The sequence below is a fragment of the Paenibacillus sp. JDR-2 genome (genome assembly GCF_000023585.1).
Classification (GTDB): Bacteria; Bacillota; Bacilli; order Paenibacillales; family Paenibacillaceae; genus Pristimantibacillus.
The window spans coordinates 6,669,976-6,682,956 of the sequence record NC_012914.1; the positions used below are offsets into that span (position 1 = coordinate 6,669,976).

General features: G+C 51.9%; 11 protein-coding genes. All 11 read right to left on the reverse strand.

Annotated elements, in window-relative coordinates:
- Window positions 1-351: 351 nt before the first annotated feature.
- The 11 genes from PJDR2_RS29255 to atpE all read right to left on the reverse strand — a co-directional run bounded on the left by PJDR2_RS29255 (window position 352) and on the right by atpE (window position 12,936).
- On the reverse strand, window positions 352-2,574 hold the full coding sequence (locus PJDR2_RS29255; protein WP_041613691.1) for a methyl-accepting chemotaxis protein: 2,223 nt from the start codon (window positions 2,572-2,574) through the stop codon (window positions 352-354).
- 207 nt (window positions 2,575-2,781) lie between these two features.
- Window positions 2,782-4,833: a Fe(3+)-hydroxamate ABC transporter permease FhuB gene (gene fhuB, locus PJDR2_RS29260; protein ID WP_015847355.1), complete on the reverse strand. Its 2,052-nt coding sequence runs from the start codon at window positions 4,831-4,833 to the stop codon at window positions 2,782-2,784.
- On the reverse strand, window positions 4,833-5,864 hold the full coding sequence (locus tag PJDR2_RS29265; protein ID WP_015847356.1) for an ABC transporter substrate-binding protein: 1,032 nt from the start codon (window positions 5,862-5,864) through the stop codon (window positions 4,833-4,835). Before PJDR2_RS29265 ends, fhuB begins: the two co-directional genes overlap by 1 nt.
- Window positions 5,865-6,041: 177 nt before the next feature.
- Window positions 6,042-6,830, reverse strand: coding sequence for a tyrosine-protein phosphatase (locus PJDR2_RS29270; protein WP_015847357.1), 789 nt, complete (start codon window positions 6,828-6,830; stop codon window positions 6,042-6,044).
- A gap of 171 nt (window positions 6,831-7,001) precedes the next feature.
- Window positions 7,002-7,400 (reverse strand): F0F1 ATP synthase subunit epsilon, encoded by a 399-nt coding sequence (locus PJDR2_RS29275; protein ID WP_015847358.1) that lies wholly within the window; start codon window positions 7,398-7,400, stop codon window positions 7,002-7,004.
- Between the two features lie 24 nt (window positions 7,401-7,424).
- A complete protein-coding gene (atpD, locus tag PJDR2_RS29280; protein ID WP_015847359.1) occupies window positions 7,425-8,828 on the reverse strand; it encodes a F0F1 ATP synthase subunit beta in 1,404 nt (467 codons plus the stop codon).
- A gap of 39 nt (window positions 8,829-8,867) precedes the next feature.
- Entirely contained in the window at window positions 8,868-9,728 is an 861-nt protein-coding gene (atpG, locus tag PJDR2_RS29285) for an ATP synthase F1 subunit gamma (RefSeq protein ID WP_015847360.1), read from the reverse strand.
- 298 nt (window positions 9,729-10,026) lie between these two features.
- Complete coding sequence (atpA, locus tag PJDR2_RS29290; RefSeq protein ID WP_041613693.1) at window positions 10,027-11,541, reverse strand: F0F1 ATP synthase subunit alpha; 1,515 nt, start codon at window positions 11,539-11,541, stop codon at window positions 10,027-10,029.
- A 24-nt stretch (window positions 11,542-11,565) separates the two neighbouring features.
- Window positions 11,566-12,105 (reverse strand): F0F1 ATP synthase subunit delta, encoded by a 540-nt coding sequence (locus PJDR2_RS29295; RefSeq protein WP_015847362.1) that lies wholly within the window; start codon window positions 12,103-12,105, stop codon window positions 11,566-11,568.
- Entirely contained in the window at window positions 12,102-12,584 is a 483-nt protein-coding gene (gene atpF, locus PJDR2_RS29300) for a F0F1 ATP synthase subunit B (protein WP_015847363.1), read from the reverse strand. The genes PJDR2_RS29295 and atpF overlap by 4 nt, the downstream gene beginning before the upstream one ends.
- Before the next feature lie 127 nt (window positions 12,585-12,711).
- Window positions 12,712-12,936, reverse strand: a complete 225-nt coding sequence (atpE, locus tag PJDR2_RS29305; RefSeq protein WP_015847364.1) for a F0F1 ATP synthase subunit C — start codon at window positions 12,934-12,936, stop codon at window positions 12,712-12,714.
- Window positions 12,937-12,981: the final 45 nt, after the last annotated feature.

Here is a 12,981-nt window from a genome sequence, read left to right on the forward strand (position 1 = left end):
GCTTCCACAGCCGTCTATGAAAGAGTTGTTCGACTCCGCCTCTCCGAAGAGCCGGACAAGCCCGTAACGGCGCGGCTTCCCGGGAACCGTGAGGCACCCGCCGGACACCCGGTCAGCACGATACCCGCCTGTCACACTATTAGCCTATGCTCGCCACCCCTAACGATATCCCAAAGTTGAACAAATCCAATCTCTCATCCTAGAGTTGCTTTAGAAATTACGACTCCCTTAACGATGTCCCGCATCGTTAAGCAGCCCAATCCGCACTACCTAGCGGCATTAGCTCCCCTCCTCAACGCAAAAAAACACAAGAAGGACGCCTTCCAACAGGCGTCCCCCATGTGCTCATCATTACCTCAACCGCGACTCCGTCAGCTTGAACTGGCCGACCAGCTGCTGCAAGAACTTCGTGATCGACTCTACGCTCTCCGAGGTTTGGCGTACGCTGTCCATCTCTCCGATCAGCTCCTGCACCTTGCCCTCCACATCGGAGGAGACCTTGCGGTTCTCCATGCTGACAAGGGCAATCCGTTCCATCAGATTCACCACTTCGTCTACGACCTGCGATTTCCGGCTGTCCTCGCTTTGCGCCGTCTGCAGCGTGCTGGCTGCGGCCGCAACCAGCTGCGTGCCTTCCTCGACGACCTTTGTTCCTTCGTCCATCGACGCGTAAGCCTGCTTCGCTTCATCATAGATTTGATGCGTAATCTGATGCACTTCCTCCGTGGAACGGCGGGTCATATCCGCCAGCTTGCGGATTTCCGAAGCTACAACGGCAAAGCCGCGTCCCTGCTCGCCAACGCGTGCCGCCTCGATGGAGGCATTTAACGCAAGCAAATTCGTTTGCGCCGAAATCTCCTCGATAACCTGCAGAACGCCGCGAATCTCTTCAACCGTGTGCATAAACCGGCGGATCGTATCATTCGTGTCTCCGACTTTCGTAGAGATATGCTGCATTTTATCCCCGATCCGGTCTACTTCCGATTGCGCCACGGCAATCTGCTCGGCAGCCTGCAGCTCCAGGAGACGCAGCGTATCCCTCATCTCGTCGGCGGAATGCTTCGCCATATCGATATCCTTCAGCTGGTTGCGGATGCTTCCGATCATATCGCCAACTTTACGGCTTACCCGCTCCGTCGACTTCGCGGTAACGGCGGCCGACTCATTCATGACATTTTGGCTGGAGAGTACGTCCGATGCGGCCAGCTTCACCTTCAGCATAATTCCCTCGAGCGAGTCAATCATGTTATTAATCCATTTGGCAAGCTCTCTCGTCTCATCGTTGTCGAACTTGGCAGGTTCAAGACGCTGCGTTAAATCCCCTTTGCCCTCCGCGTTAATACGGATAAACCGGTTGATTCGCCGCAAGTTGCGGACAACCCGGCGGGATTCCTTCCGCTGCACGGCACCGGCAACAAACTGTCCGAACACTAAAGTCCATACGCCTGCTGCCGCCGCAGTTACCCATACCGGAGCTGCCGAGGCGAGAACCGCCACCAGCACCGCTGCCAGCACGGCCTGAATGAGCGTCTGCAACAGCTGAAGCTTGCTGAAGCGCCAGCGGATGCTGCGAATCCGGTACACCTCTTCCAGGTCGCCTTCGCACATCATCCCCCATACGTCCGGGCAATGCGGCATCTGCAGCGTTACGCCCTTCCCGATAACCGGGATATGACGGTAATCCGAATAGCCGGGGAATTCCACAAACAGGTTGCTGCCGTTATCAATCGTGCTGCGGACACCGGGATGAAGCTCGCCCGTAGCCGGATCCGTAAAGATGATCTCCAGCTCCGTATGCTCCTTGATCGAGACCATTCCCCAGTCGGTCGTAACCCCGTCCTTCAAATTCTCGCCAAACGTAAACGTCCGGTCCTCAAAGCGGCTTCGCGACAACGCGGTTCCAAGCGCGATATGCTGATTCAATTGCGGCTTCGCCATAAAAATATAGTTATCGCCCGAGTCCGGATAGACGTGCCCGGATTCCCGCTGGATCAGATCCCCCAGCACATCGTTCGGAACCCGACCGCATAACGTCCCTGCATATTCTCCATTCACTAGAAGGGGATAGATGAAGAGCAGGGTCATTTTATCGTGGAAAGAGGAGGATCTTGGCCCCAGGCTTAACGTAACCGGGTCGCCGTAGGGTCCGTACAAGCACGGCCGCGGTTTGCCGCCAGCTTTGGCATAGTTAAGACCCGGTTCAATCATGCTGCCGCTGCCATAGACCGTCCCTTTATGTTTCTCGTATGTTGAGACCAGAACCTGTCCTTCCCGATCAAGCAGGAACAGCTCTGTCCAGTCATTCCCTCTGGTATATGTACGTTCGAGCAGACGGGTAATAACCAGCTTTTGCTCTTCCTGATGCACCGGTTTGCCATCTACGGATACCGCCGCTATCTGCTCCGACAGCCGCTCGATATATCCCCAATATTCATGAGCCCAAGAAGTAAGCAGCTCTTTACGCGTCTCTGCAATGCCTTCGAAGATCTGTTCAACGTCTTTCTTCATTCCATGATTCAAGCTCCATGAGACCCAAAGCGGCAGTCCTTTTTTTGTACCCAGCCAGTCGAACATGTGCATCCCCCATATCCTGGTCATCTAGTTATTATGTCATATATACTAACATATGAACTGATAAAATTTGATAGATATGTAAGGTATTTTTCGCCATTTTGTATAATTTTTTAAACATTTTTGTTACATAAGCACTAAATGCGTCGAAAAAAGGCCGCCCTAAGGCTCATATAACGAGCCTTAGGACAGCCTTCCTTCCATAACCTTCTATTTTTTACCAGAACGATACATCAGATACATAAAATACGGCGCTCCGATGACCGCCGCGACCAGTCCGGAGGGCAGCTCTTTGGGAGCAAGCAGCGACCGTCCCATCGTATCGGCGAGGACCAGCAGCAAAGCCCCGAGCAAAGCCGTTAAAGGAACTAGCTTGCGGTATTTCGGCCCAACCAGCATTCGAGTCATGTGAGGCGCGATCAATCCGATAAAACCAATCGAGCCTACCGTCGCAACAGCCGCTGCGGCCATGGCAACGCCAACTCCGCCGATGACCAGACGTGTCCGGTCAACGCGAAGGCCCAGATTCGTAACGGTTGCATCCGAGAATTGAAGTACATCCACCTTGCGGGCCAGATACCAGGCGACTGGCAGCAGGACAATCGGCCAGAACACCAGCTGCCAGAAGTCATCCCAGTTGCGCGCATAAGTCGTACCGGATAACCATACGAGAGCAGATGCCAATGTCAGTTTCATACGGATAACGAGCACCTGAACGATTGCGCTGGCCATCGAAGAGACGGCAAGACCAATCAGGGCGACAACCGACGGATTAAAGGAGCTTTTCCGCCCAAGCAGGAACACGATTACCGCTGCGCTTACCGCGCCAATAAAAGCACCCGCAGGCAGCCATTGCACCGATATCTGCGTAAATACGGCAAGCATCAGCATAGCCCCAACGCTAGCGCCGCCTGTTACGCCGATAATAGACGGATCCGCCAGCGGGTTCCGGACGATACCCTGCAGCAGCAGACCGCTTACGGCAAGCGTGGCACCGGCAAGAGCGGCCACCAGCGTACGGGGGATCCTCATCTCGACAATACGCTGCGTACTGTCTGCCCCATGGCCAAACAAGGCATTAACGACATCCGCTACCGGAATGCGCAGGCTTCCGAAAGCTAGACTCACAATAAGACTTGCGACCAGCAGCAGCGAGAATATCGCGACCCACCAGCCAAACGGCACTTTCGTAGCCGAACGCCCCGGTGAGGTGCCTGTCTGCGGCGCCCCTTCCTTGCGGGCTTTTACCGTGCGCAGAACAAGCCAAGCAAGCCATGGACCGCCGATAAGGGCCGTTACGGCACCGGCAGGCAACGGTCCAAGCGAATATTTGAAATGCATCGCAACGGCATCCGAGCCAATGACGATAATAGCTCCCCATAGGAAAGACAGCGGGAGCAGCACAACGTGTCGTTTCGCTCCTAACATCCGCATCAGATGCGGCGCTATCAGGCCAACGAAGCCGATTGGTCCAACTACGCTGACGGCAGCTGCCGCGAGCAATACGGCAATGCCAAGTCCCGTAAGGCGGATCCTGCCAACCTTTTGCCCCAGGGAGGTAACCGTATCCTCATCCAGCTCCATTAGATCCCATTTGCCAGCCAGCAGAAAAGCAAGCAGGAAGCAGCCGATAATCCAAGGCCAGGCATGCTGAACGCCGCCCCAGTCATTTTGCACAAGCGACCCGGAGCCCCACATGAACAAACCTTGCGTCTTTTGTTCGTGGAATAATTGAAGCACGCCTGTAAAAGCCGCCGCGGTCATCGTAACGATCATCCCGGACAAAGCAAGCCGTACGGGGGACGCCTTCGTACCTCCCGCCATCACAAAAGCCGCACCTGCGGCAGCAATTGCACCGATGAATGTAAGCAGCAGAGGGAAGCCCATCGCAAGACCGGGGAACATAATCGTCCCTACCGTCAGGGCGAGAAAAGCTCCCGCGTTTATCCCCAGCGTACCGGCAGACGCTAACGGGTTGCGGGTCACATTTTGAAATAACGCGCCAGCCACGGCCAAAGCTCCGCCTGTCAGAATGCCGATCACCATGCGGGGCAGCCGGACCGTCCACAAAATTTGATGCTCCAATACGGGAGTGGATTCGAAAATAGCCCGCCATACGGTCTTCACCGGCATAGCGGCTTCTCCAAGAGTCAAGTGATAAGAAGCTAAAGCAAGGAGCAGCAGAAGACCCGCCGCTGATAACAGCAGCGGGCTCCAGATGCCCTTACTTGTTTCCTTTGTCGTTTGAAGGTTCGTATTCATTAGCCGAGCGCTTCAAGCGTGCGTTCTACAAGAAGTTTTGCAGACAGTGGACCGCCAAACGGCCAAATGCCTTTCATGTCATACACGCGGTTTTCTTTTGCGAAGTTCAGGTTCTTGTATACTTCATTCTTGGGAAGCAGTTCGCTGAAGACGGTATCCGTCGCGCTTGTTGTGTACAGTACGCTTGCATCCGGCGTTTTGGTCAAGCCTTCGATATCCGTTTCCGAATAGCCGTATTGCTGGAACGTGCTGTCCTGGTGCGCATTTTTCAGGCCGATTTTCGCAAGAATCGCCATCGCCATCGAGTTGTCGGTGAACAAGCGGAAGGTTGCTACACCCTCATTGGTCCAAGCTTGCGTAAATACAACCTCTTGTCCTTCTTTGCCTGCGCTAGCCAGCTTCGCTTTGGACTCATCATAGTAGCTATGGAGATCGGCGAGTACTTTCTCCCCTTCTGCCTTTTTACCGAGAGCATCCGCAATAGCCGAGAAGGTTTGCTCCATTTCGCTGTATTGGTCCAGACCGCCATTTTCCGGATACGGGTTAAAAATAAGAGTAGGCGCAATGGCCGACAGCTGATCGTAGATTGCTTCGTGGCGGAAATTCACGCCGATAATCAGATCCGGTTCCAGGCTGGTGATCGTCTCGATGCTTGGCTCTTGGCGAGTACCTACATCCACAACCGTTGCATCCAGCTTTGGATCAATAGCTCCGTACCATTCCCCATAGCCCTTCACATCCGCTACGCCGGTAGGCTGTACGCCAAGCGCGATCAGGTCCTCTGCATATGTCCACTCCAGAACAACGACTTTTTTAGGCGTTCCGGTAATTTTTGTTTCGCCAAGCGCATGCTTGATCGTGCGTTCTGCCGTCTCATCAGCTGCTGTATTTGTGCTTGCATTTGCATTCGCGTTTGAGCTTGCTTGCTCGGATTCTTGCTTGTTATTGCCTGCGTTGTTGCCGCCCCCGCATGCAGCGAGGAATACCATCATTGCTGCAAGAATGAGACCTGTCCATTTCATTTGTTTCATTGCTAAACCCCCACAAAATGATTATCATTCTCAATATTTACTTTCTCAATGATAAGGATTATCATTATTGAAGTCAATAGAAATGAACCATCTTTTCAATAGAAAAAAACGACCTGTCACCACATGATCATAATTTCATCATGTCTGACAGGTCATTCTTTTATCTTTAATCTTTTATTATTTGCCGAACAAGGATTTAATCTTGCCCCAGCCTCCCGATTTTGCAGTCTGCTGTACAAGAGTCGGTTGATCGGATAATTCTCTAGCATTCCAGATCGCCTGCGCATTGCGTTCGAAATACCTTCTCCATACCGGCCCAAGCTCGGATTCTATCCGTTCATAGGCCTCTTTCATCTTGAAACTCCGCCACTCCAGATGATGAGCATCGGAAGAAACCAAATGAATAAGACCCTGCCTGCAGAGCGTCCAAGCCGATTTCTCAATCCCTCTTCCGAAGCCTCCCAGCAAGGAATGGGTCGTAACCTGTGCGTAAGCCCCTAGCTCCACCAGCTCAGCCAGACGGTCCGGATTCTGAACCACCTCCGCATTACGCTCCGGATGGGCAATAACGGCGCGGACGCCTAGCAAGCGCAGCTCGTATACGACCTGCTCCATTGATTTGGGAACCTGCGAGGAAGGCATCTCTATGAGTACATAAGGAGATTCGCCCATTGGCAGCAGCTTTCCGCTTTGCCAATTGGACAGAAACTCGGAATGGATCCGGATCTCCTGGCCCGTCTGAATCTTTAACGGAATTGCAAGTTCGCTCAACCTGCCGTTTAATTCGGAAACCAGCGCTATCACGGTTTCTTTGTCATTGCTATATTTGCCGTCATAATGATGAGGTGTCGCTATTATCCCCGTAATTCCTTCAGCAGCCGCGGCACGGGCCAGCTGAATCGAATAATCCCAATCCGCGGCACCATCGTCGATGCCAGGCAATATATGCGTATGTATATCAATCATGCCAGCGCCCCCCTGCTCTACCGTTCATCTTATTTCCTCCATTGTGAGAGATTCTTATATTGAAGTCAATGAGACGCAAGTCGGCATTATGACAAAATCATATGATAACAATTGTCGAAATTAAAAAGCCGTTCAAATCTCCTTAGATGAGATTTGAACGGCTTTAAGTTCTTAGCGTTCTGTAACGTTGATCCGGTTCGATGCACGCTGCAGAGCAAGCTCTGCGCGTTTGAAGTCGACTTCGTCGCGCTTAGCAGCCAGACGCTCTTCAGCGCGCTGTTTGGCAGCTTGTGCACGGTTTACATCGATTTCGGAAGCCAGCTCAGCGCTTTCAGCCAAGATTACCACTTTGTCCTTACGGACTTCAATGAAACCTCCGCCTACAGCAAGAACATCAACTTTACCGTCGCGCTTAATGCTGATCGGCGCAATGCGCAGCGGTGTTACCAGCGGAATGTGGTTCGGCAAAATGCCGAGCTCGCCCGCGATCCCTTTAACGCTGACCATATTAGCCGTCTCCGCATATACCTTGCGCTCCGGAGTTACGATTTCAACCAGAAAAGTACTCATGTGGATTCCTCCCGCCTTTCGCTATTACAGCGTTTTGGCTTTCTCCACGGCCTCTTCAATCACACCTACATATCGGAAAGCTTCTTCCGGAAGGTCGTCATGTTTGCCCTCGAGAATTTCTTTAAAGCTGCGAACGATTTCTTTAACAGGTACGTATTTACCTTTGATACCTGTGAACGGTTCAGCAACGTGGAACGGTTGGGACAGGAACAATTGAATGCGGCGCGCGCGCGATACAGTCAGCTTGTCTTCCTCTGTCAACTCGTCCATACCAAGGATTGCGATGATATCTTGAAGCTCTTTATAGCGCTGAAGAATTCTCTTAACGCCTTGAGCTACGTTGTAATGCTCTTCGCCCAGAATCTCTGGGTTAAGGAGACGGGACGACGAAGCAAGTGGATCTACCGCTGGGAAGATACCCATCTCGGAGATTTTACGCTCGAGGTTAGTCGTAGCGTCCAAGTGAGCAAACGTCGTTGCAGGAGCCGGATCCGTGTAGTCATCGGCAGGTACGTAGATCGCTTGGATCGAAGTAACCGAACCTTTTTTCGTCGACGTGATACGCTCTTGCAATTGACCCATTTCAGTTGCCAGCGTTGGCTGGTAACCTACCGCGGAAGGCATACGGCCAAGAAGGGCCGATACCTCGGAGCCTGCTTGCGTGAAGCGGAAGATGTTGTCGACGAACAGAAGTACGTCTTTGCCTTCTGCATCACGGAAGTATTCAGCCATTGTAAGACCAGTCAGGGCTACACGTTGGCGTGCGCCTGGCGGTTCGTTCATTTGTCCGAATACCATCGCTGTTTTAGGAAGTACGCCGGAATCCTTCATCTCGTGGTAAAGGTCATTACCTTCACGAGTACGCTCGCCTACGCCGGCGAATACGGAAATACCGCCGTGCTCTTGAGCGATGTTGTTGATAAGCTCTTGGATTGTTACCGTTTTACCTACACCCGCGCCGCCGAACAGGCCGATTTTACCGCCTTTAGCGTATGGAGCGAGCAAGTCGATAACTTTGATGCCTGTTTCGAGAATTTCCGATTGCGTGGACAATTCATCGAATGCAGGTGCTTGACGGTGAATCGGAAGGTTCGTTTCCGAAACTGCCTCGCCTGCTTGGTCGATAGGTTCGCCAAGTACGTTAAATACGCGGCCGAGTGTTGCTGCGCCAACTGGAATTGTGATTGGTGCGCCTGTGTCTACAGCTTCCATGCCGCGGACCAGACCGTCAGTTGTGCTCATCGCAACGGCACGAACCAGGTTATCACCCAGATGAACTGCTACTTCAAGCGTCAGATTAATATCGATGCCGCCTGCTGGGGCCTGTTGAACGATTTTGACGGCGTTCAAAATTTCCGGCAGGTTGCCGCGTTCGAACTCCAAGTCAACGACTGGACCCATGACGGATACAACGCGTCCTTTTTTCATGGTTTTCCCTCCTGGTACTTTCTTTTGCTTCTATATTCCTTAAGCCTGTGCGTTTGCACCTGCTACGATCTCCGAGATCTCTTGCGTGATCGCCGCTTGACGTGCCCGGTTGTATGTCAGCGTCAATTGGTTGATCATTTTGTTAGCATTCTTCGTCGCGCTGCCCATGGCAGTCATACGAGCGCCCTGCTCACTGGCTTTCCCGTCAAGCACCGCGCTGTAAATAAGCGTCTCCGCATATTTCGGCAGCAGCACCTCCAGAACACCTTCCGGGGACGGCTCGTACTCGTACGAGGTTACCGGACCGTTGCCGCTTACTTCCTGCAGCGGAAGCAAACGAGTTTCTGTCGGGATCTGAGTAATGGCGTTTACGAATTGGTTGTAGCAGATGTACAGCTCATCGTATTTGCCCTCAGAGAACATTTTGACTGCGTTGTAAGCAACCGATTTGATGTCAGCGAATGTCGGGGAATCGGAAAGACCGATTACCTCGTCGATGATCGGCATATTGCGGCGGCGGAAATAATCCCGGCCTTTACGTCCGATAACGAACAACACGTACTCATCATTCGATTTGTGCTTCTCGCGAATCGTTTGCGTTACTTTACGAAGGACGTTCGCATTGTAGCCGCCTGCCAGACCACGGTCGGATGTGATAACGAGGTAACCCGTTTTTTGTACCGGACGCGTTTCGAGCATCGGGTGTTTCACACCTTTGGAGCCAGCTGCGATGCTTGCTACTACTTCCTTCAGCTTATCCGAATAAGGACGGGCTTTCGTCGATGCTTCTTGTGCTCTTCTGAGCTTGGAAGCCGCAACCATCTCCATCGCTTTCGTGATTTGCTTCATGTTTTGTTTACTTTTGATTTCGCGTTTAATATCGCGCATGCCTTTTGCCATTGCATTGTCACCCGCCTTTGTTGCTTTGCTGCGCAGTGGAAGTTTCCGATTAGCGGATAGTTGTACTCCAGGAACCTGTATTTCACCTCGGCCGCCATTGAAGCTGTATCCTTTGAACAATCACCTCGCGGTGAGGATACAGCTTCAAAAGCAGCACGTAAACTCTCGGCTCACACAGTTTCCTTCCATACAACAGGCTAATCGAAAAAAGCTACTGTACGAACAAAGCCTGGTGTTAAGCGCCTGCGCCCGTACGAAGACGGGCGCGAGACATTTATTCGGAGGCTTTTTCAGGCTATTAAGCCGTTACAGAAAAGCCTTTTTTGAACTTCGCAATCGCGTCAACAAGAGCCTTCTCGTTGTCGGCAACGAGGTCTTTTGTTGTACGGATGGATTCGCCGATTTCCGGATGATTGGAATCCAGGAACGCCAGGAATTCTTTCTCGAAGCGTTGAATATCAGCAACTGGAATTTCGTCCAGGTGGCCTTTAACCGCGGAGTAGATCGAGATTACTTGCTTCTCAACCGGCATCGGCTGGTTAACGCCTTGCTTCAGAATTTCCATTGTACGAGCACCGCGGTTCAAACGGGCGAGTGTACCTTTATCAAGATCGGAGCCGAACTGCGAGAACGCTTGGAGCTCGCGGTAAGCCGCAAGGTCCAGACGGAGTGTACCGGCAACCTTTTTCATTGCTTTGATTTGAGCGGAACCGCCTACGCGGGATACGGAGATACCTACGTTAACCGCCGGACGTTGGCCGGAGTAGAACAGGTCGGATTCCAGGAAGATTTGTCCGTCAGTGATCGAGATTACGTTCGTAGGAATGTAAGCCGATACGTCAGACGCTTGAGTCTCGATGAACGGAAGAGCCGTCAGCGAGCCGCCGCCAAGTGCGTCGCTAAGTTTAGCAGCGCGCTCGAGCAAACGGGAATGCAGGTAGAATACGTCACCTGGGTATGCTTCCCGACCCGGAGGACGGCGGAGCAACAGGGACAATTCGCGGTATGCAGCCGCTTGTTTCGACAAGTCATCGTAAATAACGAGAACGTGCTCGCCTTTGTACATGAAGTACTCACCCATCGAGCAGCCTGCATAAGGAGCCAGGAAGAGCAATGGAGCCGGTTCGGATGCGCCAGCCGTTACGATGATTGTGTAATCAAGAGCACCGTGCTTGCGAAGTGTTTCAACAACGCCTGCAACAGTGGATTGTTTTTGACCTACGGCAACGTAGATACATTTCACGCCGTTGCCTTTTTGGTTGATGATTGCGTCGATCGCAATCGCCGTTTTACCTGTTTGACGGTCGCCGATGATCAGCTCGCGTTGACCGCGGCCAACCGGTACCATCGCGTCGATTGCTTTGATACCCGTTTGCATTGGCTCATGTACCGATTTACGGTCAATTACGCCAGGAGCCGGGGATTCAATCGCTCGGAATTGAGTTGTGTTGATTGGACCTTTGCCGTCAAGCGGCTGGCCCAGCGGGTTAACAACGCGGCCCAGAAGCTCTTCGCCTACCGGCACTTCCATGATGCGGCCCGTACGTTTTACTTGGTCGCCTTCACGGATATCCGTGTAAGGACCGAGGATTACGACACCGACGTTGCTTTCTTCCAAGTTGAGCGCCATGCCTACAACGCCGTTGGAGAATTCGAGCAGTTCGCCCTGCATCGCATTTTCCAAACCGTGTACGCGGGCAATACCGTCACCGACATTGATTACGGTGCCGACGTCAACGACTTGAATTTCGGATTTATATTGTTCGATCTGTTGTTTAATCAGCGTGCTGATTTCATCAGGTCTGATACTCAATTCGTTCACCCCTATCTACCTGCATTAGATTTTAAACGATTTTTGTAAACGTTCCAGCTTGCCGGACAGGCTGCCGTCATACAGACGGTCGCCGATGCGTACTTGTACGCCGCCGAGCAAATCCGGTTTGACGATTTGTTCCGCAACAATTTTCTTGCCGCTGAGCTTGCCGAAGCTAACTTCTACCTCAGCCAGTTCCGAAGCCGACAAGCTATGGGCTGTGTAAACAACCGCATGCGCTTGACCAAGTGCTTCGCCGGCGATCTTTGTATACGCATCGTATACATCCGAGATCAGCTCTTGGCGCCCGCGAACAAGAATAAGTTCAAGCGTATGAAGGACAAGCGCGGATACATGATCGCCAAATGCGCCTTTCAGCACAGCGATCTTTTTCTCCGGCTCGATGCTAGGAAGCTCCAGGAATTTGCGCGCGTCAGCATCATTTTTCAGGCCTTGAACAATCAGCTTAAGCTGATCTTCCGTTTCCGATACAATGCTTTGCTCGTTAGCAAGCTCAAACAGTGCTTTAGCGTAGCGCTTCGCTACGACAGTATCCCGGCTCATTTGCTTCCAACTTCTTTCAGGTATTGGTTAACCAATTGCTCCTGGGATTTCTCGTCCACTTGCTTCTCGATAATTTTCGACGCGATTTTGACGGAGATACCGCCAACCTCTTCGCGAAGTGCAGCAACCGCTTTATTTTTCTCGCTCTCGATATCTTTAACCGCTTCGTCCTTCAGACGAGTGGATTCGGATTTCGCAACTTGAATAATGTCATCGGCTTGTTTCGTGCTTGTAGCTTTAGCTTGCTCAATAATGTCATAAGCTTCTTTACGAGCTTCCTGAAGTGCTTGTTTTTGTTGCTCCAGCTGCTGTTCAGCTTCTTTCTTGCTTGTTTCCGCATTAGCGATTTGCTCTGCAACATACTGTCTGCGTTGCTCCATTACGCTCAGCAATGGACCAAATGCGTAGCGTTTCAGCAAGTACAGAAGGATCAGGAACGCAACTAGTTGGATGACAAGACTCGACCATACGATATGCAAAAAACGTCACTCCCTTCTATAGCTTAAAACAATTTCATTCGGACTTACCGCCCCGCTCTACAGGGCTGAACAAAAAGGAAGGCGTGGAGGCAAAGCCACACTCCCCGCCATGTTTATGCTTGTGATATTAGGATTTACCCAAGAAGATGAACGCGAGTACCAGTGTGATAACTGGAAGTGCTTCGACGAGTGCGACACCGATAAACATCGTTGTTTGAAGAGTACCGCGAAGTTCTGGTTGACGGGAAATACCCTCAACCGTGCGACCTACGATCAGACCGTTACCAATACCTGCGCCAAGTGCGCCCAAACCGAATACAATTGCTGCTGCAACTAATGCCAATGCTCCCATTAGAAAAATCCTCCTCAATTTTCGTGAAAATAGTTTTTTTATATT

Bases quoted from the DNA above. Each gene is read 5' to 3' on its own strand.
- PJDR2_RS29255 (WP_041613691.1), bottom strand. From the start codon at position 2,574: ATGTTCGACTGGCTGGGTACAAAAAAAGGACTGCCGCTTTGGGTCTCA.
- fhuB (WP_015847355.1), bottom strand. From the start codon at position 4,833: ATGAATACGAACCTTCAAACGACAAAGGAAACAAGTAAGGGCATCTGG.
- PJDR2_RS29265 (WP_015847356.1), bottom strand. From the start codon at position 5,864: ATGAAACAAATGAAATGGACAGGTCTCATTCTTGCAGCAATGATGGTA.
- PJDR2_RS29270 (WP_015847357.1), bottom strand. From the start codon at position 6,830: ATGATTGATATACATACGCATATATTGCCTGGCATCGACGATGGTGCC.
- PJDR2_RS29275 (WP_015847358.1), bottom strand. From the start codon at position 7,400: ATGAGTACTTTTCTGGTTGAAATCGTAACTCCGGAGCGCAAGGTATAT.
- atpD (WP_015847359.1), bottom strand. From the start codon at position 8,828: ATGAAAAAAGGACGCGTTGTATCCGTCATGGGTCCAGTCGTTGACTTG.
- atpG (WP_015847360.1), bottom strand. From the start codon at position 9,728: ATGGCAAAAGGCATGCGCGATATTAAACGCGAAATCAAAAGTAAACAA.
- PJDR2_RS29295 (WP_015847362.1), bottom strand. From the start codon at position 12,105: ATGAGCCGGGATACTGTCGTAGCGAAGCGCTACGCTAAAGCACTGTTT.
- atpE (WP_015847364.1), bottom strand. From the start codon at position 12,936: ATGGGAGCATTGGCATTAGTTGCAGCAGCAATTGTATTCGGTTTGGGC.